This window comes from Flavobacterium sp. N502536, from assembly GCF_025947345.1.
Lineage (GTDB): Bacteria > Bacteroidota > Bacteroidia > Flavobacteriales > Flavobacteriaceae > Flavobacterium.
Genome location: NZ_CP110011.1, coordinates 3,848,041 through 3,872,431 on the forward strand (window position 1 = coordinate 3,848,041; position 24,391 = coordinate 3,872,431).

The 24,391-nt window shown below is 35.1% G+C and carries 24 protein-coding genes; 9 read left to right on the plus strand and 15 right to left on the minus strand.

Going from position 1 to position 24,391, the window contains the following annotated elements; genetic code table 11:
• Nucleotide 1: 1 nt before the first annotated feature.
• The 4 genes from OLM61_RS16225 to OLM61_RS16240 all read left to right on the plus strand — a co-directional run bounded on the left by OLM61_RS16225 (nt 2) and on the right by OLM61_RS16240 (nt 3,310).
• On the plus strand, nt 2-1,393 hold the full coding sequence (locus tag OLM61_RS16225) for an RtcB family protein (protein ID WP_264523653.1): 1,392 nt from the start codon (nt 2-4) through the stop codon (nt 1,391-1,393).
• A gap of 13 nt (nt 1,394-1,406) precedes the next feature.
• Entirely contained in the window at nt 1,407-2,018 is a 612-nt protein-coding gene (locus tag OLM61_RS16230; protein ID WP_264523654.1) for a hypothetical protein, read from the plus strand.
• Entirely contained in the window at nt 2,006-2,695 is a 690-nt protein-coding gene (gene prfH / locus OLM61_RS16235; RefSeq protein WP_264523655.1) for a peptide chain release factor H, read from the plus strand. Before OLM61_RS16230 ends, prfH begins: the two co-directional genes overlap by 13 nt.
• A gap of 78 nt (nt 2,696-2,773) precedes the next feature.
• Complete coding sequence (locus OLM61_RS16240) at nt 2,774-3,310, plus strand: tetratricopeptide repeat protein (protein WP_264523656.1); 537 nt, start codon at nt 2,774-2,776, stop codon at nt 3,308-3,310.
• Nucleotides 3,311-3,414: 104 nt separating this feature from the next.
• On the opposite strand, the gene OLM61_RS16245 is transcribed toward OLM61_RS16240, so the two are convergent.
• From OLM61_RS16245 to OLM61_RS16290, 10 genes are all read right to left on the minus strand, one after another.
• A complete protein-coding gene (locus OLM61_RS16245; protein ID WP_263360574.1) occupies nt 3,415-4,161 on the minus strand; it encodes an acyl-[acyl-carrier-protein] thioesterase in 747 nt (248 codons plus the stop codon).
• A gap of 63 nt (nt 4,162-4,224) precedes the next feature.
• Nucleotides 4,225-5,145 (minus strand): tRNA (adenosine(37)-N6)-dimethylallyltransferase MiaA, encoded by a 921-nt coding sequence (gene miaA, locus OLM61_RS16250; RefSeq protein ID WP_264523657.1) that lies wholly within the window; start codon nt 5,143-5,145, stop codon nt 4,225-4,227.
• Nucleotides 5,146-5,220: 75 nt separating this feature from the next.
• On the minus strand, nt 5,221-6,060 hold the full coding sequence (locus OLM61_RS16255; RefSeq protein WP_264523658.1) for an ion transporter: 840 nt from the start codon (nt 6,058-6,060) through the stop codon (nt 5,221-5,223).
• 30 nt (nt 6,061-6,090) lie between these two features.
• A complete protein-coding gene (locus OLM61_RS16260) occupies nt 6,091-7,452 on the minus strand; it encodes an exonuclease domain-containing protein (RefSeq protein ID WP_264523659.1) in 1,362 nt (453 codons plus the stop codon).
• A gap of 73 nt (nt 7,453-7,525) precedes the next feature.
• Nucleotides 7,526-8,185 carry a YggS family pyridoxal phosphate-dependent enzyme gene (locus tag OLM61_RS16265; protein ID WP_264523660.1) on the minus strand — a complete coding sequence of 220 codons (660 nt, stop codon included), beginning with the start codon at nt 8,183-8,185 and terminating at the stop codon, nt 7,526-7,528.
• Nucleotides 8,186-8,197: 12 nt separating this feature from the next.
• Entirely contained in the window at nt 8,198-9,091 is an 894-nt protein-coding gene (locus OLM61_RS16270) for a 3-hydroxyacyl-CoA dehydrogenase family protein (protein ID WP_017497120.1), read from the minus strand.
• A 91-nt stretch (nt 9,092-9,182) separates the two neighbouring features.
• Entirely contained in the window at nt 9,183-10,148 is a 966-nt protein-coding gene (locus OLM61_RS16275; RefSeq protein ID WP_264523661.1) for a Gfo/Idh/MocA family protein, read from the minus strand.
• Nucleotides 10,149-10,242: 94 nt separating this feature from the next.
• Entirely contained in the window at nt 10,243-10,965 is a 723-nt protein-coding gene (locus OLM61_RS16280) for a LytR/AlgR family response regulator transcription factor (protein ID WP_264523662.1), read from the minus strand.
• A 2-nt stretch (nt 10,966-10,967) separates the two neighbouring features.
• Nucleotides 10,968-12,041, minus strand: coding sequence for a sensor histidine kinase (locus OLM61_RS16285; protein WP_264523663.1), 1,074 nt, complete (start codon nt 12,039-12,041; stop codon nt 10,968-10,970).
• A 250-nt stretch (nt 12,042-12,291) separates the two neighbouring features.
• On the minus strand, nt 12,292-14,475 hold the full coding sequence (locus tag OLM61_RS16290; RefSeq protein ID WP_264523664.1) for a prolyl oligopeptidase family serine peptidase: 2,184 nt from the start codon (nt 14,473-14,475) through the stop codon (nt 12,292-12,294).
• 542 nt (nt 14,476-15,017) lie between these two features.
• Between OLM61_RS16290 and OLM61_RS16295 the strand changes: the two genes are divergently transcribed.
• Nucleotides 15,018-15,659: a protein-L-isoaspartate(D-aspartate) O-methyltransferase gene (locus OLM61_RS16295; protein ID WP_017497113.1), complete on the plus strand. Its 642-nt coding sequence runs from the start codon at nt 15,018-15,020 to the stop codon at nt 15,657-15,659.
• Between the two features lie 32 nt (nt 15,660-15,691).
• Here OLM61_RS16295 and OLM61_RS16300 read toward each other — a convergent pair whose 3' ends face one another.
• Together OLM61_RS16300 and smpB are read right to left on the minus strand one after the other, a co-directional pair.
• Nucleotides 15,692-16,741 (minus strand): Fic family protein, encoded by a 1,050-nt coding sequence (locus tag OLM61_RS16300; RefSeq protein ID WP_264523665.1) that lies wholly within the window; start codon nt 16,739-16,741, stop codon nt 15,692-15,694.
• A gap of 275 nt (nt 16,742-17,016) precedes the next feature.
• Complete coding sequence (gene smpB / locus OLM61_RS16305) at nt 17,017-17,472, minus strand: SsrA-binding protein SmpB (RefSeq protein WP_264523666.1); 456 nt, start codon at nt 17,470-17,472, stop codon at nt 17,017-17,019.
• Nucleotides 17,473-17,613: 141 nt separating this feature from the next.
• On the opposite strand from smpB, the gene OLM61_RS16310 reads away from it, so the two are divergent.
• Nucleotides 17,614-18,252 (plus strand): porin family protein, encoded by a 639-nt coding sequence (locus OLM61_RS16310; RefSeq protein WP_264523667.1) that lies wholly within the window; start codon nt 17,614-17,616, stop codon nt 18,250-18,252.
• A 192-nt stretch (nt 18,253-18,444) separates the two neighbouring features.
• Nucleotides 18,445-18,672: a VF530 family protein gene (locus OLM61_RS16315; protein ID WP_264523668.1), complete on the plus strand. Its 228-nt coding sequence runs from the start codon at nt 18,445-18,447 to the stop codon at nt 18,670-18,672.
• Between the two features lies 1 nt (nt 18,673).
• Here the strand turns inward: OLM61_RS16315 and OLM61_RS16320 are convergent, their stop codons facing one another.
• The 3 genes from OLM61_RS16320 to OLM61_RS16330 form a co-directional block, all read right to left on the minus strand.
• Nucleotides 18,674-19,228 carry a DUF3575 domain-containing protein gene (locus tag OLM61_RS16320; protein WP_264523669.1) on the minus strand — a complete coding sequence of 185 codons (555 nt, stop codon included), beginning with the start codon at nt 19,226-19,228 and terminating at the stop codon, nt 18,674-18,676.
• A 127-nt stretch (nt 19,229-19,355) separates the two neighbouring features.
• Nucleotides 19,356-19,913, minus strand: a complete 558-nt coding sequence (locus tag OLM61_RS16325) for a GNAT family N-acetyltransferase (RefSeq protein WP_264523670.1) — start codon at nt 19,911-19,913, stop codon at nt 19,356-19,358.
• 11 nt (nt 19,914-19,924) lie between these two features.
• The gene (locus tag OLM61_RS16330) at nt 19,925-20,776 is read right to left on the minus strand and encodes an aldose 1-epimerase family protein (protein ID WP_264523671.1); all 852 of its coding nucleotides are present in this window, start codon (nt 20,774-20,776) and stop codon (nt 19,925-19,927) included.
• A gap of 175 nt (nt 20,777-20,951) precedes the next feature.
• Here OLM61_RS16330 and OLM61_RS16335 point away from each other — a divergent pair, with 175 nt between their 5' ends.
• Together OLM61_RS16335 and OLM61_RS16340 are read left to right on the plus strand one after the other, a co-directional pair.
• Nucleotides 20,952-23,222, plus strand: a complete 2,271-nt coding sequence (locus tag OLM61_RS16335) for a M1 family metallopeptidase (protein WP_264523672.1) — start codon at nt 20,952-20,954, stop codon at nt 23,220-23,222.
• Between the two features lie 468 nt (nt 23,223-23,690).
• Complete coding sequence (locus tag OLM61_RS16340) at nt 23,691-24,332, plus strand: GNAT family N-acetyltransferase (RefSeq protein WP_264523673.1); 642 nt, start codon at nt 23,691-23,693, stop codon at nt 24,330-24,332.
• Nucleotides 24,333-24,391 lie beyond the last annotated feature (59 nt).

Sequence of the window (24,391 nt, forward strand, 5' to 3'; positions counted from 1 at the left end):
CATGGGAAATAAATTATCTGGAAAAGACCTGATTAAATTAGGGTTTCCAAAAAACAATTCAATAAATATCGCCTTAGGGCAGATCAACAGATATAGAAAAAGGGAGAAAAAAGAATCTATCCTGACAGAAGCTAAAGATGTATTGTTACATCCGGAAAAGTATGAAGGCAACGGAACCTGGGGTAAAGTAGCTGAAGGTTTGATCAAACCGGTTCAGGTAAGAATGCATCAGTTGAAGACAACAAGAGTTCCTTTTAAAATTTTTGGAGAAAATGAGATTGACCAACAGGCAAAATTTCAATTGTATGATTCGTTAAAACTGCCTATTTCGGTAGCCGGAGCATTGATGCCGGATGCACATTCGGGTTACGGATTGCCAATTGGAGGGGTTTTAGCGACCGATAATGCTGTAATTCCGTACGGAGTTGGAGTGGATATCGGATGCAGAATGAGCCTTTCTATTTTTGATTTGCCGGCTTCGTATTTTAAAGGCAAGGAACACCAGTTGGAAGCAATTTTGAAAGACAATACCAAGTTTGGAATGTATGAAACTCATGCTTCAAGAGTCGATCATGATGTTTTTTATAAAAGCGAATTTCAGGATATTCCATTGTTAAAGAATCTTTTGCCGAAGGCCTACAAGCAATTGGGAAGTTCTGGCGGAGGAAACCATTTTGTAGAATTCGGAATTGCTAAAATTGAAAATCCGGAGAACGAATGGAAGCTCGAAAAAGGAGAATATTTCGCCGTTCTTTCGCACAGCGGTTCCAGAGGATTAGGCGCAAACATTGCAAAACATTATACCTATCTGGCCACAAAACAATGTCCGTTACCAAAAAATGTTCAGCATTTGGCCTGGTTGGATTTAAATACGCATGACGGTCAGGAATACTGGCTGGCTATGAATTTAGCAGGAGAGTATGCAAAAGCCTGTCATGATGATATTCATCGACGAATTGCCAAAGCAATTGGAAAAAGAGTAGTGGTAACCATCGAAAATCATCACAATTTTGCCTGGAAAGAAATGGTAAACGGTCAGGAATGTATTGTACATAGAAAAGGTGCAACGCCTGCCGCAGCAGGCCAATTGGGAATTATTCCCGGTTCGATGACGGCGCCCGGCTACATTGTAAAAGGCAAGGGAAATACGGAAAGCTTAAACTCTGCTTCGCATGGCGCAGGGCGTTTGTTTTCAAGAGCGAAGTGTAAAAGTACCTTCACTCAAAGTGAGATTAAAAAGGTGTTAAAAGCCAATGATGTGACCTTAATTGGAGGAAATATTGACGAAGCGCCTATGGCGTATAAAGACATTACAAAAGTGATGGCAAATCAAAGTGATCTGGTGGAAGTGCTTGGAACTTTCACGCCAAAGATCGTTAGAATGGACCGATAAAAAGATAAAGAGTATGAAAAGATTTCAGGATGAGAATAAGTTTTTAGAAAGTTTTTTACATGAGGTTTTAGTGCAGTGTCCGAAATGTGATGCTCAAGCTAAAGTTAAAAATAAACTTTCAGAAGAATGCAAATGCGGGCATTGTTATACTAAAGTTTTGGAGTGTAAACATTGCTTTTATAAGCTTGACAAGCCCATTTACCAATACATTGCTTATGGTAAGGCCTATTGCAATCAGTGTTATGAAAAATATGAATTTAAATCGCAGTTATTAAAAGAAAAGCCGGAAAAGTATAAAGCGAAATGTCCGCATTGTAATTTTCAGGAAGAGTGGAAACCAAAAGTTGAAGAGGTTTTGCAAAATTCAAATCGTAACGACGGTTTAGTGAAAGAACAATGGTATAATTTGCCGCTTTGGTTTCAAATAGAAGTAGATAAACATATCTTCTGGGCCTATAATAAGCAGCATATGGAGTATTTAGAACGGTATATCGGAGCAACGCTAAGGGAACGAAATCCAGGAATGAATTTCGGATCGAGTTTGGTGGCCCGTTTACCAAAATTTGTAAAAGAAGCGAAGAACAGAGAAAAGCTTCTTAAAATATTAGAGAAATGGAAAAAATAATTCAGATAACAGCGGGTCGCGGACCGGCAGAATGCACCTGGGTAGTGGCTCAGGTGCTTAAAAAAGTTTTGGACGAAGCAGAGGAACAACAATTAGAAACAACTTTGCTGCAGCGAGAAGTTGGGCAGGAAAACGGAACAGTAGAAACCGCTACCATCGCTGTAAAAGGGAAAGATGCTGCCCGATTTGCTGATTCCTGGATAGGAACGATTCAATGGATTGGTCAAAGCCAGTTTAGGAAAATGCACAAGCGAAAAAACTGGTTTATTGGTGTTTTTGAGATTGAACCACAAAAAAATGTATCAATTTCTGAAAGCGATATTCAGTATCAGGCCATGCGCAGTTCCGGAGCAGGCGGGCAACACGTAAACAAAGTGAGTTCGGCAATCCGCGCGACACATTTGCCAACAGGAATTACGGTTGTTGCTATGGACAGCCGTTCGCAGCACCAAAACAAAAAACTGGCAACAGAACGATTATTAAAAAAGCTAGAAGACGAAACCTTACAGCAACTTAAAAACCATGTTGGAAAACAATGGGAAAATCAGCTCAACATTCAGCGGGGCAATCCGATTAGAGTTTTTTCAGGAACTGACTTTAAAAAGAACAAGGCAGAGAAAAGTTACAAAGGAACACGTCAGAAACTTAAAACCGATTTACGAAATGAGCATAATTAAAAAGTTGGTCGCAAAAAAAAAATGATTATATGCGAATTATAGGTGACCAAAAAAAAACAATAAATATCGACACATAACATGAAAGCAATAGATAAATACCTTTTTCAGGCGTTGGACAGTTATCCGTATTCATTAGAAGAAACTATTGAATCTTTGGATTATGCCTTTTCCTATGATGCTAAAAACACAATGGTTTTGTGCTTGTACGGAAGAATTCAGTCAGAACAATTATGGAATTACGAAGAGGCAAAAATCTATTTTCAGGAAGCCCTGACGATTAACATTCATGCACTCGAAGTATATCCGCACTATATTCAGACTTTAATTTTAAATGAAGATTTTGAAGAAGCGCAAAAATTAATCGATTTTGCTTTAACTATAAAAGGAATAAACAAATCTGAAATTTTTGTGAAGAAAGGAATTCTTTATGAAGCGCAGCAAGAATTTCAATTGGCACTAAAAGAAATTAAAAAGGCGAAACTTTGTACGTTACAATTTGTTTTTGAATCCGATATTGTTGAAGTGGAGAAAAGAATTAAAGGCAAGATTGAGTTGACGCAAAAGAAAAAGAAAGCTGAAAAAACGAAAAAAGATTCGAAGAAGAAAGCAAAGTAATCTTCCTATAAAGAAAAACGAGGCGATTATGCCTCGTTTCTTTTATCAGGAATTCACAGAATTACCACGAATTTTAAACTTTTATTTTTTTTTTTTGGAGTATCTTATTTCCAGTGTAACTCTAAAGCAAAACAAGTTTTCTCCTGTTTTGTAATGCTGAACGTTGCCTTAGTGTGATTGTCATCTTCGCTCTCATGGATGATGACTTTATCTTTTAGCGACAGTTCCTTCATAAAATTCATTTCAAAGCTTTTAACCTCTTGTTTAAGAATTCTTTTCTCTTCTACATGATCAAGGCACCATTCTAAATATTTGACATTATTAACGTGATTTACAATGTCCAGATCCGAGAGGTAAACTGTTTTTTCAAAAACCGCTTCTTTTTCGTGGTTGATGTTTATTTTTGAAAAACCTTCAGTAGTGGCACGTTTTTCGGGGTACAATTCAAAATGTTGGTAAGGTAAAGCCAAAGCTTCGGGACGTCGTAATTGTGTATTAAAAACAGCCCAGTACGTTTCGCAGCCTACTATTTTTTTTCCGTTTACATGCATTTCTAAAGCACGAACAGAACGAGAGTTTTCTAAACTGTTGATCCAGGTTTTTACCGTTACAACATCTTGCCATTTCGGTAAAGCAGTAATTTCAACACGCATGCGGCTTAATACCCAGGCCTGATGAAACTCCTGCATATCAAAAAAGCTAATGCCTCCGGCTTCAGAATGCGCAGCAGCCGTCAATTGCAGAATATTACATAAGTCAGTATACTTTAGAAAACCATTTGGTGTACATTGTGTAAAATTGATTTCCCAGTCTTTGCTTAAGACAGAAGTAAAATTTGGAGATATTGGCATTGCTGAATTTTAAATTTTAGATTGTTGATTTTAGATTTTTCTATCAGAGAAAAGAAACCGATTTTACTTTAGAAGATTTTCTATGTAACTTATGATTTCGTTTCGATCTGTCGCATAATCAAACCATTTTGTGTCTTCATTTCGTTTGAACCAGGTCAGTTGTCTTTTAGAGAAACGTCTGGTGTTTTTTTTGATTTCTTCGATGGCAAAAGGCAGCGAAAATTCTCCGTCAAAATAACTAAATAATTCTCTATAACCGACCGTTTGTAACGCATTTAACGCTTTGTTGGGATATAGCGCTTTGGCTTCTTCCAATAATCCCTCCTTCAGCATCAGATCTACACGTTGATTGATGCGGTTATAGATTACGGGTCTGTCGGCTTCTAAACCAATTAGAACAGGAGTAAAATTTCGGTTGTTTTTCTTCTGATTTAAAAAAGAAGAGTAGGGCTTTTGAGTTCCGATACACACTTCTGTAAAACGCATCATTCTTTGCGGATTTTGAAGCGTTTGCGGGTTTTCTATGGTCAACCTCTGATAATAATCGGGATCAAGATTTTTTAACTGATCCTGCAAATAAGTAATACCAAGCTTTTCGTAGTTAGCGTTTATTTCAGAACGTACTTCAGGATCAATTTCCGGAAATTCATCGAATCCTTTTAGAATGGCATCAACATATAGTCCTGAACCGCCAATGAGAATAGCGAAGTCATTCTTTGCAAACAATTCTTCTAATTTTAAAAGTGCTTCTTTTTCGTAATCCCCAACGGTGTAATTTTCGAAAATAGATTTGTTCTGTATAAAATGATGTGTGGCAGATTGCAGTTCTTCGGGAGTAGGGACTGCCGTACCAATTGTCATTTCTTTAAAAAACTGACGACTGTCGCAAGAGATTATCTCACAATTAAAATGTTGTGCCAAAGCAATGCTCAAAGCTGTTTTGCCTATTGCTGTTGGTCCGACGATGGTAATTAGATATTTCATATTTGGGAGTCTTTACGGTTGCAAAAACCTTAGACTTGTATGGATTAAAGTAAGGATTATGAAGCCCTTTCTGAATTAATTGTTAGGTAATTTTGTTCCGCATTCAAAACAATATTGAGCATGATCAAAATGCACCTGAGAGCGGCACTTTGTGCACGTTTTTTTGCTGCTTACGACACTGTTTTTCAGGCTGCTTTTTGCAAACTCGGCAGTTACGATTCCGGTTGGAACAGCTATGATTCCGTAACCCAAAATCATAACAAAAGCGGCAATAAATTGTCCGAGAGGGGTCTGAGGAGAAATATCGCCATAACCCACCGTGGTCAAAGTAACAATTGTCCAGTAAATACTCATCGGAATACTTGTAAAGCCGGATTCTTTACCTTCGACCAAATACATGACCGAACCAATTATTATGGTGCTGATCAGTACAAAATAAATAAAAACGAGAATTTTCTCTTTACTGGCTTCAATGGCTTCCCGTAGCTGAACAGACTGATGGGAGATTTGCGGAATATGCAGGATTTTGAATAATCTGAAAAAACGCAGAGCTCTTATGATCGACAGCACACTTGCCCCCGGGAAAAAAATGGATAAGTACATCGGTAATACCGCCATCAGATCGATAATTCCGTAAAAACTAAAAATATATCTGACTGGTTTTTGAATCGAAATGATTCGCAGTACATACTCAATGGTAAAAAATACGGTGATAACCCATTCGCAAGCAATAAGCTGAGAGTGGTATTTTTGATTGATTCCCTGAACGGTTTCCATCATAATCAAAACAACACTAAGCAGAATCAATCCAAGGAGTACCAGATCAAACATTCTTCCCAAAAACGTATCCGTTCCATAAAGGATGATTTTGATTCTTTCCCGGAAGATTTCGTATTTGGATTTTGTTTTTTTCATCTCCACGAAGATAATGAAAGTTTAGCAGTGTTAAAAATGTAGTATCTTCAGCGATTTGCTTTTTCGGATGTAGTTTTGAATGATATTCTTGACATCGCGATTGTGCTGCATTGGAATCAGAATGTTTTTCAGAATCTCGATATTGGTAATCTGGTAGTTCAAATCGTAGAAGGCATACCCTTTGTAAAGACCATTTTCGATTAAAATAGCGCTTCTTTCATTGACATTTCGGCCTCTGTCGAGTAAAATCATGCTTTTATTTTCGAAACTATTTTCAGAAATAAACTGCTGTACGCGGGCATTGTAAATCTCAGGAGTTACTTCTTCAATACAGGCACCGTCACACTCTTTGATTTTGTATTGAAAACATTCTTTTTTGGTTTGATACAGTCCTGTTAGTTTTTGGCACAAATGGTATTTTGCGGTAAACCTGAAAAGAGCGTTTTTACCTTCCTGCAAAGTAGCAAAGGAGGTGATCTCTTTTTTACGGCCATCGGCTTTTTCGAGCTTTAAATTCAGGTAGCCATTGGCATCTTTCTCTGCATACAAAGCATATTGAAAGATGGTTTTTCGTTGTGAACGATTGTATCTCGGGCGGTTTATTTTTATTTCTTCGCTTTCTTTTAAAAGAGCAATTAATTCGCTTCCGGTTTCATCATAAGTTATGGTGAAAACTTCGGCCTGTATTTTTTTACTTTTGGTGGTAATTCCGGTAAAGTGCTGATTGACTCTTTTCTTTATATTTTGGCTTTTTCCAATGTAAATAAGAGTCCCACCTTCATTGTAAATATAATAAACACCCGTTTTTGCAGGCATTTGAGCTAATATGTCCAGAAATTTTGGAGCAATTCCTTTTTCTACCTCCAGTTTTATAAAATCTTTTACAATGGTTTTTTCCAGATCTTTTTCTAAAAGCATCTTGAAGAGCTTGGTTGTCGCCATTGCATCACCGCTGGCGCGATGTCTGTCTGCCATTGGAATCCCAAGTGCTCTTACCAGTTTTCCTAAACTATAGGAAGGCTGATCCGGAATTAATTTCTTGGCAAGTTCAACTGTACATAGTGTTTTGGCTTCAAAATTGTAACCTAAACGTCTGAATTCCGTGCGTAAAATTCGGTAATCAAAAGAGGCGTTATGCGCTACAATAATGCAATCAGTGGTGATTTCGATAATTCGTTTCGCAACTTCAAAAAACTTAGGAGCAGAGCGCAACATAGCATTATTGATTCCGGTTAACTTCACCACAAAGGGCTGAATCGGAATTTCAGGATTCACCAGACTAATGAATTGGTCAATTACTTCATGGCCATCAAATTTATAAATGGCGATTTCGGTAATTCCTTCCTCATTAAACTGGCCTCCGGTGGTTTCTATGTCTAGTATTGCGTACAAATTTAGTATTCAGTCTCAGTTTTTAGTAATCGGTTTATAATCTACAATCGTTAATCTACAATCTAAAATCAAGTTATCTTCCTCCGAAGATACTGCTTCCAATGCGAACCATTGTGCTTCCGCATGTTATGGCAAGCTGATAATCGCCCGACATTCCCATGGAAATAGTATTCAGATTACCGTTTTCAATTTTTAGCTTTTCTATCGAATCAAAAATAGATTTTAAATGTGTAAATTCCTTCTTAATCTGGTTCTGATCTTCTGTAAAAGTTGCCATCCCCATTAAGCCCAAGATACGTATGTTTTTCATTTCTTTGAACTCTGATGAAGATAATAATTCATTTAATTCGTTTTCATCCAGTCCAAACTTGGTTTCTTCTTCAGCGATATGTATTTGAAGCAGGCAATCAATAACCCGATTGTTTTTTACGGCTTGTTTATTGATTTCCTGCAAGAGTTTCAAACTATCAACACCATGAATCAGGCTTACAAAAGGCGCCATAAATTTGACTTTATTCGACTGTACATGACCAATCATGTGCCATTGAATGTCTTTCGGCATTTGCTCGTATTTGTCAACCATTTCCTGGATTTTATTTTCTCCAAAAATACGCTGACCGGCATCATAAGCCTGTATTAAATCAGAGACAGGTTTGGTTTTAGAAACGGCAACTAACGTTACATTTTCAGGCAAACTCGCTTTGATTGTATTTAAATTCGATGCTATCGACATGGTGTTTTTTTTTTAGGAAAGAATAAATTGCTTAGAGATTTTCTCTGCTTTTTTACTTTCGCTGTAGTCGTAAAAACCTTCACCAGATTTCACGCCTAATTTTCCTGCTCTCACCATATTGACTAATAAAGGGCAAGGTGCATATTTTGGGTTTTTGAAGCCGTCGTACATTACATTTAAAATGGCAAGACAAACATCAAGACCAATAAAATCAGCCAATTGAAGAGGTCCCATAGGGTGTCCCATTCCTAACTTCATTACCGTATCAATTTCGTAAACTCCCGCAACTTTGTTGTACAAGGTTTCGATCGCTTCGTTAAGCATAGGCATTAAAATTCGGTTTGCCACAAAACCAGGATAGTCGTTTACTTCAACAGGAACTTTACCTAGTTTTACTGATAAATCCATGATAGTTTTGGTTACTTCATCGCTGGTATTGTATCCACGAATGATTTCGACCAATTTCATGATAGGCACCGGATTCATAAAGTGCATCCCAATAACTCTTTCAGGATGTGCTACAACAGCTCCAATTTGGGTAATAGAAATGGAAGAAGTATTGGTTGCCAGAATCGTATTGTGAGAGCAAGCCTCGTTTAGTTGCTTGAAAATATTAAGTTTTAGCTCTACATTTTCAGTAGCAGCTTCAACTACTAAATCTACCCCAACAACACCATCTTTAATATCGGTATATGTGATAATATTTGTGATTGTTTTGGTAACTTCTTCCTGAGTAATAGTTCCTTTAGAAAGCATTCGGTCCAGATTGGCAGCAATAGTTGCCATTCCTTTGTCTAATGATTTTTCTGAAACGTCAATTAGTTTTACAACAAAACCACTTTGTGCAAATGTATGAGCAATTCCGTTACCCATTGTTCCTGCACCAATTACAGCTATAGTCTTCATTTAAATTTGATATTATATTTATGATTTTAGCCACGAGTTCACAAATTAATTCATGAACTCGTGGCTAATTTATTTTTTAAAAGCGTTCAATTTATTTATCGAAACAATCAATAATCTGATAGGCTACTCTCAAAGCATCTGTTGCCTGTTCCAGGGTTACAACTGGTGTTGTATCTGTGTTTATAGCATTGGCAAATGATTCCAGCTCATCCAGGATTGCATTATTTTGCTCGACATCAGGATTTGTAAAATAGATTTGTTTTTTTACACCTTCTGCATTTTGTAAAATCATATCAAAGTCACCCGGAATTTCCGGAGCGTCTTTCATACGAACGACTTCGCATTTTTTCTCCAGAAAATCTACAGAAATGTAGGCGTCTTTTTGAAAAAATCTCGTTTTACGCATGTTTTTCATCGAAATTCTGCTGGCCGTTAAATTGGCTACACATCCATTTTCGAATTCAATTCTGGCATTGGCAATGTCCGGAGTTTCACTAATTACAGAAACACCACTTGCATTGATATTTTTTACTTTTGAATTGACAACGCTTAGAATGGCATCAATATCGTGAATCATTAAATCGAGAACTACAGGAACATCTGTACCACGCGGATTAAATTCAGCCAAACGATGTGTTTCTATAAACATTGGATTTTCGATCATGTTTTTTGTAGCAATAAACGCAGGGTTAAAGCGCTCAACATGACCTACCTGACCTTTTACGTTGTGTTCTGCGGCCAAAGCAATAATTTCTTCGGCTTCTTCAACAGTATTCGCAATTGGTTTTTCTATAAAGATATGTTTTCCGGATTTGATGGCTACCTTAGCACATTTATAGTGTGAAAGAGTTGGGGTTACAATATCGATAACATCCACGGCGTGGATTAATTTTGCAATTGTGTTGAAGTTTTTGTAGCCAAACTCTTTTGAGATTCTTTCGGCATTTTCCTGATTTTCGTCGTAAAATCCAACTAATTCGTATTGGTCAGATTGTTGTAATAAGCGTAAATGTATTTTACCAAGATGACCAGCACCTAAAACTCCTACTTTTAACATGAGAATGTATTTTAAACAAAAATATAATTTATTTGTTGAAAGTAAAAGTTTAGCTGGGACAAAGTCGAAATTATTTAAACAAATTTAAATGTATTTACAGACTTAACTTTTCTTTGAAGTTATTGGTTTGTCTTCTTGATATTTCTACTTTCACCTCTTTCGGGAGCTGTACAAGCAGATTACCACTAAACCAAGGGTCTATTTTAAGTATATATTCTATATTAATAATTTGGTTTCGATTGGCCCGGAAGAAAAAATCATCGGGAAGTTTTTCTTCAATGTTGTTTAATGATTTATTAAGTATGGCCTTTTCATCCTGAAAAAAGATTCGGGTGTAATTGCCTTCAACTTCAAATAGAAAGATATCGGCAATTTTTACGAGCCAGCATTTTTCGCCATCGCGAATAAAAATCTGGTTGTTTAGCGTCAGTTTCTTATTGTTTTTTTCTTCTTTTTCAATTAGATTTTGACTTACTTTTTCGATGGAATGCGCAAATCTTTTTGGGTTTATAGGTTTTAGTAAATAGTCTAATGCGTTGTATTCAAAAGATTTAATCGCATATTCATCAAATGCGGTTGTAAAAATTGTAATAGGAACTTTGTCAAGCATTTCTAACAGTTCGAAACCATCTTTTTCCGGCATATTGATGTCTAAAAAAAGCAAATCGGGTTGGGTTTCCTGTATTAATTTAAAGCCCGAATCTACATTTTCTGCTTCTCCTATAATTTCAATTTCACGATGATTTTTAATTAATTCTTTAAGCTCATTTCTGGCCAGTCGAGAATCTTCAACAATGACAGCTTTTATTTTTTTCATACCTAAAGTATTGGAATAATTATTTTTGCAACTACTTTATTTTTTATTTCCTCCAATTTAAAATTGGCTTTTTCGCCATAGATTAAATGAAGTCTTTTCTCAATATTTTTGATACCCAGTTGTGTAGAATCTTTTTCAATGGTAAGTACTCCCGTATTCGAAACCAGAATGGTTAAATTGTTGTTTTCCAGATTGGTTTCTAATGCAATTTGACCTCCGTCTTTTAATTTTGCAATTCCATGTTTAACCGCATTTTCGATCAGCATTTGGATGATCATAGGGGGAATTTGCAGCTGTAAAGTATTTGGGTCTATTTGAGAAGTAAAATTCAAACGTTCTTCCATTTGAATTTTTGAAATTTCAATGAAGTTTTCTACCATTTCAATTTCTTCTTCCAAAGCAATTGTTGTAATCTCGTTTTTGGTCAGGGAATATCGAAGCATTTCGGACAATCGGGTGATCATTTCTCTCGATTTTTCAGGATTTTCCAGAATTAATCCACGAATATTATTTAAGCTGTTAAACATAAAATGCGGATTGATTTGCCCCTTTAAAGCATTCAGTTGAGAATCTTTTAAGTTGTTTTCAATTTCCATTCGATCCATTTTATTGTTCTTGATTTGCGAGGTTGTTTTGTAAATGGTGTACACAACTATCCAAAGAAAGAAAAGAAATCCCATCACAAAAATAAATAAAACCTGTTTTTTTGCAGATTGAGAAGGATGATCAAAAACTTCAGGGTTTTCATAAAGATAGGTGATCATTAGATAATTGTATGCCGTTAACGCTCCATAATAAAAAAGGGCAGATGCGAAAATTAAAAAAAGCATTTTAATAATTTCCCAAAGCTTAAAATCGTCCAGCTTTATATGGCGGTCATAAAAATATTTTAAAACTATCGAAAGGAAAGTAAGCAGGCAAACACTAAAAAAGTAGTCTAACAGAAGCTGCCAATTTTTATATCCCAATAAATTTAATTCAGGAATGATAATTTGGGGAATAAAAAGTATTCCTGAATAGATAGTCCATATAATGATCTGAACTAAAATGAAAACTTGATTCTTTTTTTGAAACATTTTTATAAGTTATTTTGTCTTCAGTGGTGTGTGATACCCATAATACATTCCTGCGATAAAAGCGCCTATAAAGAGCAGACAGAATATAACGACTAAAGTCACTAGAATTTTTGCGGTTAATTTCATTAAGATAAAATTTTAAATAACAAATTGCTTATTTCTATTGTCAAAGCTATAATTATTTTGATCATAATTTTAAGTTTTAAAAACTTTGGCAATGCCAGCATTGCCAAAGTTACATTTTAAATTACTAATTTTTTGGTTGAAAGTCCGGGTGACCCACTTGCCATAGTGCAAAGCTTAAAACATCAGCAACTTCTTCATACGATTTTGCTTTTGAAGCTCCTCCAAAATGACCAGCTTCATAATCTACTTTTAACAAAGTTGGTTTTTTAGACGCATTTACCTCAAGCAATCGAGCTGCAAATTTAGCAGGAGACCAAACAATGATTCTAGGGTCATTGAATCCTGCTGTTGTTAAGGTTGCAGGATATTTAACACCTTCTTTTAGTTGTAAGTAAGAGTCCATTTCTATAAGAGCTTTGGCTTCATCTTCGATTTTCATGGTTCCAAATTCAGGTGTATTTGCAGGTCCGTTTGGTGCATTTTCGCCTCTAACGGTATTCATGCTTCCTACTCCCGGAATAGCTACGGCATATAAATCAGGTCTTTCAGTAATCGCTCTTCCTACCAGAATTCCACCCGCGCTTCTGCTGTAGATGGCAGTTTTTGTCGGATTTGTATATCCTTCCTTAATCATATATTCGGTGCAGGCAATTACATCTTTCCAGGTATTTTGTTTTTTAATTTTTTGACCTTCCAAATGCCATTTTTCACCTAATTCTCCACCACCTCTTACGTGAGCAACAGCAAGTATTCCGCCTCTTTCTACCCATAAAAGTAAACTAGGGTTAAAACCAGGAGACATAGACATTCCGTAGGCACCGTAACCATAGAATAAAACAGGATTGTTTGAATCTTTTTTAATTCCTTTTTTATAAATAATGGATAGTGGAACTTCGACACCATCATACGATTTTACCATTAATTCTTCAATTTCAAAATTTTCAAATTCTGGATATTCAGTAATAGTAGAGAGCTCTTCTCTGATAAAGCTGTTTCTTTTTACATCGTATTTATAACGTTCTCCTTTGGTTGTCCAGCCTGTTGTTCTAACCCATAAGTCTGAAAACTTACTTCCTCTTGAACTTAAAACAATAGTAGCAGATTTTTTAGGTGTTTTGATTTCGTTGTGTTTTTTTCCTTCAAAATCAGTGAAGAATAGGGTGCTTTCGATTCCGTTTTTTGTTTTGGTGTAAAAAATCCCATCTTTGGTAATCGTAATAGGGTTCAAATTAGCTTCTTTGTCTTCAGGGATTACAAGTGTTGCAGTTGCTAAATTTGGGTTGGCAATACTGGTTTTTGTTACTTTAAATTTTGGAGCATTCAGACTTGTGAAAAAATAAATGTCTTTATCACTGAAAGCAAAATTTTTAATTTCATCTTTTCTGTCTGTCAATAATTTCCAGTTAATTTTGCCACTATTCAACTCAGAACCTTTGGCAATAAACATTTTTAAGTTCGGATTTACAGAATAAGGCATCAGAAAAAGCATCTTACTGTCTACGTCATAACCCATAATAGGGATTTCTTCCTCAGCAATTTTTAATTCAGGATACATTGCCTTCGAAAAAATTACTTTATCCTTTGTAATATCATTTCCTATAACGTGCAATTTTGTTATAATATTCAATTGCGCTTTTGCATCATGAATATCGGCTGTTGGTGATTGTGAGTACAAAAAAGATTTGTCATCGTCTAACCAGTTGGCATTTCCAAATCTTAGCTTGTCGATTTTATCCGCTAAAATTTTATTGTCGGCTGTATTTATTAAAAACATTTCGCTCATTTCACCACCATTTTTCGAAATATTTACAGCAATTAGTTTTCCACTCTTATTGGGAGAGAAAGAACTAATAGTAAAGATGTCTTTTGCTTCACCTTTTAGCGTTTGTGGGTCAAAGATTAATGTCTCTTTTCCTTTTAAACCAGCTCTTTTATACAGTTTTGCAACCTGATCTTTTGGAGTTGTTTTTTGATAAAAATAAGTGCCATCTTCCATGATTTGAGTTCCGCTGATCGCTTCAGTAACTCTGTCGTTTATAGAAGTCAGCTCATTAATAAGAGTTTGTTTCCCCGGAATTGAGTTTAAAATATTGTTTGTGTAATCAGCCTGAGCCTTTAACCAGCTTAGTGTCTGTTCATTTTTTAAATCCTCAAGGTTTCTGTATTTGTCCTCCACTATAATTCCAAAATAAGTATCTTTAACGGGAACAGAGGGTGCTTTTTCGGGTTTGTTTTGTGCAAATAAATTTCCTGTCGAAATAACTCCCAGAGATAGAAAAGCGATCTTTTTAAGTGTATTGGTTTTCATGATTGATATCTTTTGATTGAGGATTAGATTAATTGAGTACAACTACAGTGATAAATTTATAAAGCGCAACTCCGATTATAAATCCTACGATTAATGATTTAACAATTTTGTAAACATTTACTTCTTTTTGGGTTTCCATAATTTTTAGTTTTAATGATTGGTTAATTTTACTGATTGATTGATTGATTGATTGATTGATTGATTGATTTTTTACAAGTGAATTAAAAAACTGATGGTATTGGTAATAAGTCCGATAGCGAAACCAACAGCTAATGGTTTTAGAGCTTCAGTCGGAGTTTTAAAATTTAATGTGCTCATAATTTTGGTTTTTAAATGATTATTTCCTGATTGATGTTTCAAAAGTAGCAACACATCAGCTGAAAATTTTTAAAAAAATGACGAACGGTTGATACAAGCATTTGAATGGTAAATGGTTCGGATTATATTAAATTGAAAGAAGTTTCTGAGTTGAAAACATTCTCTATGAAAGCATTTAAAATTGATTTACTTTCTTATTTTTGCCAAAATAAAACCTACCCATTTTGAAAGATACTGCCAAACATCAAGGACTTCGTAATCAATTAGTAAGCACTTTAGAACAAAAAGGAATTACTGATAAAGCGGTTTTGGATGCGATAAAAAAAATCCCGAGACACCTTTTTTTAAATTCAAGTTTTGAAGATTATGCGTATCAGGATAAGGCATTTCCTATAGGAGCGGGGCAAACGATTTCTCAGCCTTACACAGTTGCATTTCAATCACAATTATTAGAGGTTAAAAAAGATCATAAGATTTTAGAAATTGGTACAGGATCAGGTTACCAAACTGCGGTTTTGTTTATGTTAGGAGCAAAAGTGTATAGTGTGGAAAGGCAAAGTGAATTGTTTAGAACCACTTCTAATTTGTTTCCAAAATTAAACATTCGCCCAAAACACCTGTCTTTTGGAGACGGTTATAAAGGGTTACCAAGTTATGCACCCTTTGATAGTATTATTGTTACGGCAGGAGCTCCGTTTATTCCGCAGCCTTTAATGGCGCAGCTTAAAATAGGAGGAAGGCTGGTTATTCCTTTAGGAGAAGATGTTCAGATTATGACGCTGTTGATTCGAAAGAACGAAACACAATTCGAAAAACATGAGTTTGGAGAATTTCGATTTGTTCCTTTGTTAGAAGATAAAAACTAAATAAAAACCCACTAGCGATAGTGGGTTTTGTTTTATTGGCCGATAATACTAATATAACGTTCCAGGCTTTCTTTTTCGATTTTGGCGATAAAGAATAAGAAATCTTCTTTGTCTTTTTTGGTCTGGGCAGTTTCTAAGGATTGGTAATATTGCATCCTATTCTCGTAATCTCCTTTTATATTGGCGATCAGATATCCTTTTTGCATTAGAATTAAATTCATTACTAATCTGGCTGTTCTGCCGTTTCCATCAATAAATGGATGTACGGTGACCAATCTTTCATGCATTTCGGCTGCAAGAATAACAGGGTGTAACTTATTTTTATTGATTTCGTACCAAATAAAATAGTCTTCCATTTCCTTGGCAACAATAAACGGCTGTGGCGGCATATGGCTGCTTCCTTTAATCATAACCTGTACTTTTCGATAACGGCCTGCATCTTCAGGAATGATACCGCGCAGGATTAAATTATGAATAGACAAAAGATCACGTTCATTTAGACTGTTATTTTTTTGCATCAAATCTTTGATAAAGCCAATTGCTTCCTGATGATTTATAGTTTCAAGATGCTCTCGCATGCTTTTTCCGGAGATAGTCAAGCCTTCGTTGATGACCATGTCGGTCTCTCGGAGAGTCATTGTATTTCCTTCAATTCTATTACTTTCAAAAGTATACTCAAGCTCAAGGGCCTGACTAATTTTATAGCTATCAAATTGTCTGTAACTGTCTAACTTTTCTTTTAGAATATCAATTTCACTTAAGATTTTTTCTAAAGTGGTAGATAGCTTTAATTTTGAAACAGTTTTGTTGTATCGAATCTCTTGTTCGGCAACTTCAAGAGCTTTTAATGCAAAATCATCATCACCAATTTCATATAGAATTTTCTCTTTAAGCCAGGCAATCATTAGAGTTTCGTAGTCGATCTCTAAGAGTTTTGCTAACTTCACAATTTGATCTTTGGTTGGTTTTCTTGCCCCACTTTCAAATTTGCTTATTAGAGCCTGATCGATACCAAGCAGTTGTGCTACTTCTCGGGTCTTTAAACCTTTTTGTTCTCTTGCATTTTTAAGAAGTGATTTCATTTTAAAAAGTTTTTATTTGTCTTGACAAAAATAGTCATATTTTTCGATAAAAATAACAAAATCAAATATTCTTTTTTAAAACATTGATTTAGAGTAAGTAAGCCGTCTTTTTTTTTATTTCTTTTACGGCAGTTCTCCTTGAAGCTTCATCTTTTATAAAACTTTTTTAAATGCTCCTGGGGTGCAGTTATCTGAGGATCTCTCCAGCTGCTTACAATAGAAGTATTACTACCATAACTTGAAAGCGGTATAATAGTGATTTGAAAAGATGTTTTTTAGTTGTATGCTTTTTTAATTCGATCTAAATCGCGTTTGGTATCCTGTTCTTTTAAGGATTCGCGTTTGTCGTAGTTTTTCTTTCCTTTACAAAGACCTATTTGCAGTTTTGCAAGCCCTTTTTCGTTGGTAAATAATTTCAACGGGACAATAGTAAGTCCTTTGGCCTGAACATTTTTGTGCAACGTTTTAAGCTCCTTTTTGTTCAAAAGTAATTTTCTTTCACTTCTGGATTTATGATTGAATTGATTCCCAAAAGAATACTCCTCGATATAGGTATTAATGGCAAAGAGTTCCAGATTGTTAAATTCACAAAAGCTTTCGGTAATATTTGCTTTACCTAGTCGTATAGATTTAATCTCAGTTCCCGACAAAACAATTCCGGCAGTATAAGTATCGATGATCTCATAATCAAACCGGGCTCTTTTATTAAGTATATTGACTGTTTTTAACATAGCGTACAAATGTAAAACAAAAATGAAAAACTTTAATAAAATATGAAAGAATTAAAGTTTTTTTTTAACCTATGATTTTGATCATGCCTAAAGAAAATGCTTACGTATAAGTTTGTTGAATAATTTAAAATAAACTAAAACATGAGAAAAATTTTAACACTAGTAAGTATTGCATTTATTGGTTTAACTGCAAAAGCTCAGGATACAAATCAGGGTTTAAAAGGTACTTGGTTTGCAACATCGCAATTTGGTTATCAACAAACCAAAACAGGAGATGTTAAGAGTACAAACCTATCGGTATTACCAATTGTAGGAACATTTGTAACGCCTTCTGTTGCAGTAGGTGCAGGATTTGGTATTATTAATATAAAGGCGGATGCAAAAACCGGAACCGTAGCAAAAACAGATCTGCTTGTTATTCAGCCATTGGCCAGAAAATATTGGAATGTAGCAGGTTCGCTATACTTTTTCGGACAATTAGCGGCCCCTATTATTACAGGAAAAGAGAAGGAAAGTGATTTGAAAATTAGCCAATATGGTTTGTCGGTTTCAGGAGGATTTGACTATTTTATTAGTAAAAACTTCTCAGTTGAGTTTTCTTATGATTTGGCAAACTTTACGTCTACAACATTAGATCCAAAAAATGGTGAGAAAACTACAGTAACCAACTTTGGATTGGCACATGTTGCAAATGTTGACCCTTTTTACAATACAGCTTTAGCGGGCAGCAGGCCAAATTTGACTTCACCACTTTCTTTCGGATTTAAATTTTTCTTTTAAAAATTATTGAGAAGACTTTTGATGGTGCAAAGTTGGTCGAATTAAACAATTAATAACTTTATGAACTTTGTGCTTTTTTAATTGTGTTCTCTGTGGTTAGAATAGTTGTGGTTTAATTTACTAATTTTGTAAAAAAGAAAGACCGTGCTTCAAAAGCACGGTCTTTTAGTATCATTATTTTAAAAATATAAAATGCAAAATCAATCGAAAGATCCTTTACATGGTATAACACTTCAGAAAATAGTAGAAGCATTAGTAGAATACTATGGTTTTGATACTTTGGCAGAATTAATTCCGGTAAAGTGTTTTATTTCAAATCCAAGTATAAAATCAAGCTTGACTTTTTTAAGAAAGACCGATTGGGCCCGTAAAAAAGTGGAAGATTTGTATGTAAAATCACTGCCTAAATTGGCGAAGTAATCTATAATTTATAAGAAATCATAACACCTCCACGGTATGGAAGCCATTCACCGCTTTTGTTCCAGTTTTTTGCTTTCTCGTATCTTCCGGGAGTTCCGTCATTGTAATAACCGTGGTAAAAACCTTGGTGCCAGCCACCTCCTGCAAAAATATCCAATAAAAATTTATCGTTTAATTTAATATTGTATCCAACCGTAACCCCTAAACGATAGCCAAAACCGTGTTCGTACATGTTAGTGTCCCAATAATTCCATTTTTGAATTTTGTAAATATCCGGTCCTGCATGGCCACCTACGTAAAAACCTTTGTAATTTTCTTTAAAATGGTAACGAAGTTCAGGAGTTAGTGTATATAATTTCATCGGACTCTTTCCATTGAAAGACTCCCAAAATGACGCCATTACATCAACACTAAAAGTTAAATTTTTTCCAATACTGGTTTCAATTCCAACATTTGGCACTGCTAATAAAGCGGTTGCAGCATTAAACTTAATAAAAGTCTGACTTTGAGACTGAACGGAAAAGAAAAGAACGAGGGCAATAAAAATTTTTTTCATAAAATAGGCTTTTGTGATGTCGAAATAAGCTCTTTTTTCTTATTTCGACTGCAAATATAACGTAAACCAATAGTCACTATTATCTGAGACCATTAATTTAACAGGAATATTTTTTTGCCAAAATGTGCTAGGCTTTCTTATTGTTTAATAATGAGTAGATTACGCTATCGATAAACTTGCCATCATAAAATTCACATTCTTTAAAGTGTCCTTCTTTTACAAAGCCGCACTTCTGTAATACTTTTTCAGAAGCATAATTTTCAGGATCAATAACTGCTTCGATCGAATGCAATTTTAATTCGTCAAAACCATAAGTGATTAGTCGGTTTACCGATTCTGGGACAATTCCTTTTCCGTGGAATTCTGGCAGTAAGATATAGCCAATTTCGGCACGGTGATGTTCGGGCTGCATTCTGTAATATCCAATGATGCCTAGCAGTTTAGGATTGCCTTTTAAGGTAATTCCCCAATTGATTCCTTCATTTGCCACAATTTTGTTTTCAATCATCGCAATATGCTCTAAAGCATCTTCAGAATTTTTGACTAAAGGACGCGGGATGAACTTCATCGTTTCAGGATTCGAACGCAATTCGAAAACTTCATTTACATCGTCATTTGTTATTCTTCGTAAAAGCAAACGTTCTGTTTCAATTACAGGGAATGGAGTAAAATTAAATTCCAGCATTTTTTTGTAGATTATAATATTGATATACTAAACTTTGAATTAAAGGTTTGATTGGCTTCTAAAACTAAAATTCCTTCTTTTTTAAATAAATCTCCTGAATTTTCAGCCGTATCCGAGTATCCCAGCCAGGGTTCGATACAAATAAAAGGGGCTTGCACTTTTGTCCAGATACCTAAACTTGGGAAATCTTCAAAATCAACCTTAACATATGGTTTAGAGTTTTGAAGAAGGGTTAATGAGTTTGATTCTAGTGTTTTAAAAATCAATGCGTCGTTTTCGAACAATTCATATTGCAACGGAATCAGATTGCTTTCACTTTCCAGTACTTTTGTTTGATTGGAAATTAGATCATTTTCCAGAAGGTAATAGTTGAGAACTTCCTGTTTTTCAAATTGAAACGCATAATTTTCAAAATGCTCTGGTAATGCAATTGCCGGGTGAGCTCCTATAGAAAAAGGCATTTTATTCAACCCTTTGTTGATTACTTTGTACTCAATATTTAAAGTGGTGTTTTCAACACTGTAAATAAGTTGCAGTTCAAAATCAAAAGGATATTTTTGGAGTGTTTCGGTATTTGATTCTAGAGCAAAGATTGCACTGTTTTCAGTCTTGTCGATCAATTGAAAGTCCATGTCACGGGCAAAACCGTGCCTCGGCAATTGGTGTTCTTTTCCATCAATCGTGTAAGTGTTGTTTTTCAGGGTGCCCACAATCGGGAAAAGTACAGGAGAATGTTTGCCCCAGAAGTCCGGATTACCTTCCCATATGTATTCTTTATTTTGATTGTCTTTTAATGAAAATAATTCTGCTCCGAGATGTTTTATTGAGACGCTTAGTGCTGAATTGGAAATGGTTGTATTCAAAGTGCTAAAAATTGAAAAGGATTAGTTTTATGTTGATGTAAATATATTTTATAAATTTTAGTTTTTTAGGAAAATAGCTTAAAATATTTTTTGATTAAAATTTGATTTTCGTTTCAGAATTTTTATTTAAATAGCTTTTTTTTTCATTAATTTGCTATATAAACAGCTAAAAAATATGAAAATAGAATCCTCGAAAGCCTTATTAACCATGGCTTTGTTTGTTGGAATTTCTTCTGTTTGGGCACAGCAAACGCCTGCAACAACAGCAGTAAATCCCGTTAATAACTACAATTATCACGATGCGTTTGGACCGAATTTTTACACCAAAAATGGTACACCAACACGCGCTGCAAATGGTCAGCCAGGAGTTGAATATTGGCAAAACAGAGCCGATTATCAGATTACGGCAAAATTAAACGGAACTACAAATGAGATTACCGGTACAGATGAAATCACCTATACCAATAATAGTCCCGAAAAAATGTCATTTGTATGGTTGAATTTAGATCAGAATTTATTCAAAGGTGATTCAAGAGGGAACGCAGTGGTGCCGCTTTCAGGAAGCCGTAACGGTGCTCAGGGACAGGTTTTTGATGGAGGAAACAAAATTAAATCGGTTAAAGTAATTTCAGGAGGAAAGAAAAAGACTGAAATTGAAGCTAAATATATAGTTACAGACACCAGAATGCAAATATTTCTTCCGGAAACATTGGCATCAAAAGGAGGGGCTGTAAAAATTAAAATTGAATTTTCATTCATTGCACCTTTTGAAGGGTCAGACAGAATGGGGGTTTTAGAAACTAAAAACGGTAAAATTTTTACGATTGCACAGTGGTATCCGCGTATGTGTGTGTACGATGATGTAAAAGGATGGAATACTGCACCCTATTTAGGAGCGTCGGAATTTTATTTAGAGTATGGAAATTTTGATGTAAAACTAACAGTGCCTGCAAACCATTATGTTGTGGGATCGGGAGAATTGGTAAACGGAGCAGAAGTATTGCCTGCAGAACAGCTTAAACGTTATAAAGAAGCGGGGCAAAGCGATAAAACCGTTACGATTCGTTCTGCCGAAGAAGTTGCTGTAACAGCAAATTCTAAAGCAACAGGAGAGAAAACCTGGCATTATCAAATAAAAAATGCTCGTGATTTTTCATGGGCTTCTTCGGCAGCTTTTGTTTTAGACGGTGCCAAAATTAATTTGCCTAGCGGTAAAAAGGCATTGGCTTTATCGGCTTATCCGGTCGAAAGTGGAGGAGAAGCTGCTTACGGGCGTTCCACTGAATATGTAAAAGCATCGATTGAAAACTATTCTAAAAGATGGTTTGAATATCCTTATCCGGTAGCTACAAACGTTGCAGGAAATGAAGGCGGAATGGAATATCCGGGAATTGTTTTTTGTAGCTGGGAGTCAAAAGGACAAGATTTATGGGGAGTAACCGATCATGAATTTGGACATATCTGGTTTCCTATGATTGTAGGTTCAAACGAAAGATTATTCGCTTGGATGGATGAAGGTTTTAATACTTTTATTAACTCTTTAAGTACTGAGGAATTTAATAAAGGCGAATATAAAGAAGCACCATCCAATTTGCACAAATTGGCAGAGCCATTCACAAGACCAGATCTGGAAACCATAATGAGTTCTCCTGATAATATGAAAGAGGCTAATATTGGGATGCTGTGTTATTTTAAACCAAGCTCTGGTTTGGTAATTTTAAGAGAGCAGATTTTAGGAAAAGAGCGTTTTGATCTTGCTTTCCGTACTTATATCGAGCGTTGGGCTTTTAAACACCCACAGCCGGATGACTTTTTCAGATCAATGGAAAACGTTGCGGGCGAAGATTTAAGCTGGTTCTGGAGAAGCTGGTTCGTGAACAACTGGCGCTTTAATCAAGGGATTAATTCAATTAAGTACATCAAAAATGATCCGTCAAAAGGAGTTGCAATCACGGTTGAAAATTTCGATAAAATGCCTATGCCGGTTATTTTAGATGTGAAAACAAAAAGCGGGAAAGTAACAAGAGTTAAATTGCCTGTAGAAGTTTGGCAACGTAACAATGTTTGGACATTTAAGCACAATTCTACCGAAGAAATAGAAAGCATCACGCTTGACCCTGACCATGTTTTTCCGGACAATAATGAAGCAAATAATGTTTGGACAGCCAGTAACGGTAAAATAGAAAAAGATGTAGTTTTAGATGGTTATTTAGGAACCTACTCAACTGCAAAAGCACCTTTGAAAATTGATTTTACAGAAAAGAATAATACATTGAATGTTCTGATAACAAACTATCCGAAGTTTACTGTAAAGGCTGTAGAAAATGAAAAAGATGTCTTTCAATCAGCTGAAGCCGGATTAAAATTCAAATTTAACGAGGCAAAAACAGGTTTTGATATGATTATTTTAAGTAGCGGTGACGCAATACCGTTTACTAAAAATTAGTAGATAAAAAAATAAATATTTAAAAACCCGATAGTTAGGAATAGTTATCGGGTTTTTTGTTGCCTGATAATAACATTTAATTAAAAAAATGTTAGAATTTTATTTTTTTGTTTCATAAATAAAAAAATAGTGTACTTTTGCAGTCGATGAATAAAATAAGTTTACATATAACTTCTTTGTCACGGACAAACTCAACTGTAACTTCTCCCGAAGTACGGACACTATCTCTATAGTATCCACAGAGTTTTTCGCCGCGTATTTATTTATATTCATTTTTCATTTTGAAATCACATCATTTGTCCATTGGACAAACATATCCTAAAAGTATATCTTATTTTTTAAATTTTCTTAGTCAAGTTTTTGATTTTGAGAATGTTACTTCTATTTTGTTTATTTTTATTGGATTGAATTCAGGATTTCAAACTAAACAATACGTTTTAATTTTTAACTCTAACTTCAACTATTGAAATGAAAATCTCTATTGTTGTTACTCAGGAAGAACACTTCAAATTCGCACAGGAAATTTGCGATACAATAGAATCATCTGCCCTATTAAGAGGTACCGGGATTGCTAAAAGAACGCCCGAATACATTCAGAAAAAAATGTCAAACGGTGATGCAATGATTGCCTTGGCAGATGGAAAATTTGCAGGTTTTTGTTATATCGAAAGTTGGCAGCATGGAAAATTTGTTGCCCATTCCGGTCTAATTGTGCATCCGGATTACAGAAGTTTAGGTTTAGCCAAAAAAATCAAGTCAAAAGTTTTCGATTATTCTCTAGAAAGATATCCGGATGCCAAGATATTTGGTATTACAACTGGTTTGGCTGTAATGAAAATAAACTCTGATTTGGGTTACAAACCAGTTCCTTTTTCTGAACTCACTACCGATCCAAGTTTTTGGGCGGGTTGTAAAACCTGTACGAATTATGAAATTCTAAAAAGCAAGGAAAACAAAATGTGTCTTTGTACGGGGATGTTATACGACCCAAAAGACAAACAAAAAGAACCGCCGAGACACCCTTTTAACGTGGCTGTTTTAAGCAGGTTAAAAAAAATCAAACAAGCTTTGTTCCTGAATAAAACGTTGTTTTTCGGGTTCTTGTCTTAAAAATTAAACTAAAAGAGAAATCTCAAACTTGCTACATACGAAAGTATTAGCCTAAATTA

Coding starts and splice junctions, on each gene's coding strand:
- OLM61_RS16225 (WP_264523653.1), top strand. CDS start 2: ATGGGAAATAAATTATCTGGAAAAGACCTGATTAAATTAGGGTTTCCA.
- OLM61_RS16230 (WP_264523654.1), top strand. CDS start 1,407: ATGAAAAGATTTCAGGATGAGAATAAGTTTTTAGAAAGTTTTTTACAT.
- prfH (WP_264523655.1), top strand. CDS start 2,006: ATGGAAAAAATAATTCAGATAACAGCGGGTCGCGGACCGGCAGAATGC.
- OLM61_RS16240 (WP_264523656.1), top strand. CDS start 2,774: ATGAAAGCAATAGATAAATACCTTTTTCAGGCGTTGGACAGTTATCCG.
- OLM61_RS16245 (WP_263360574.1), bottom strand. CDS start 4,161: ATGCCAATATCTCCAAATTTTACTTCTGTCTTAAGCAAAGACTGGGAA.
- miaA (WP_264523657.1), bottom strand. CDS start 5,145: ATGAAATATCTAATTACCATCGTCGGACCAACAGCAATAGGCAAAACA.
- OLM61_RS16255 (WP_264523658.1), bottom strand. CDS start 6,060: ATGAAAAAAACAAAATCCAAATACGAAATCTTCCGGGAAAGAATCAAA.
- OLM61_RS16265 (WP_264523660.1), bottom strand. CDS start 8,185: ATGTCGATAGCATCGAATTTAAATACAATCAAAGCGAGTTTGCCTGAA.
- OLM61_RS16270 (WP_017497120.1), bottom strand. CDS start 9,091: ATGAAGACTATAGCTGTAATTGGTGCAGGAACAATGGGTAACGGAATT.
- OLM61_RS16275 (WP_264523661.1), bottom strand. CDS start 10,148: ATGTTAAAAGTAGGAGTTTTAGGTGCTGGTCATCTTGGTAAAATACAT.
- OLM61_RS16280 (WP_264523662.1), bottom strand. CDS start 10,965: ATGAAAAAAATAAAAGCTGTCATTGTTGAAGATTCTCGACTGGCCAGA.
- OLM61_RS16285 (WP_264523663.1), bottom strand. CDS start 12,041: ATGTTTCAAAAAAAGAATCAAGTTTTCATTTTAGTTCAGATCATTATA.
- OLM61_RS16290 (WP_264523664.1), bottom strand. CDS start 14,475: ATGAAAACCAATACACTTAAAAAGATCGCTTTTCTATCTCTGGGAGTT.
- OLM61_RS16300 (WP_264523665.1), bottom strand. CDS start 16,741: ATGAAATCACTTCTTAAAAATGCAAGAGAACAAAAAGGTTTAAAGACC.
- smpB (WP_264523666.1), bottom strand. CDS start 17,472: ATGTTAAAAACAGTCAATATACTTAATAAAAGAGCCCGGTTTGATTAT.
- OLM61_RS16310 (WP_264523667.1), top strand. CDS start 17,614: ATGAGAAAAATTTTAACACTAGTAAGTATTGCATTTATTGGTTTAACT.
- OLM61_RS16315 (WP_264523668.1), top strand. CDS start 18,445: ATGCAAAATCAATCGAAAGATCCTTTACATGGTATAACACTTCAGAAA.
- OLM61_RS16320 (WP_264523669.1), bottom strand. CDS start 19,228: ATGAAAAAAATTTTTATTGCCCTCGTTCTTTTCTTTTCCGTTCAGTCT.
- OLM61_RS16325 (WP_264523670.1), bottom strand. CDS start 19,913: ATGCTGGAATTTAATTTTACTCCATTCCCTGTAATTGAAACAGAACGT.
- OLM61_RS16335 (WP_264523672.1), top strand. CDS start 20,952: ATGAAAATAGAATCCTCGAAAGCCTTATTAACCATGGCTTTGTTTGTT.
- OLM61_RS16340 (WP_264523673.1), top strand. CDS start 23,691: ATGAAAATCTCTATTGTTGTTACTCAGGAAGAACACTTCAAATTCGCA.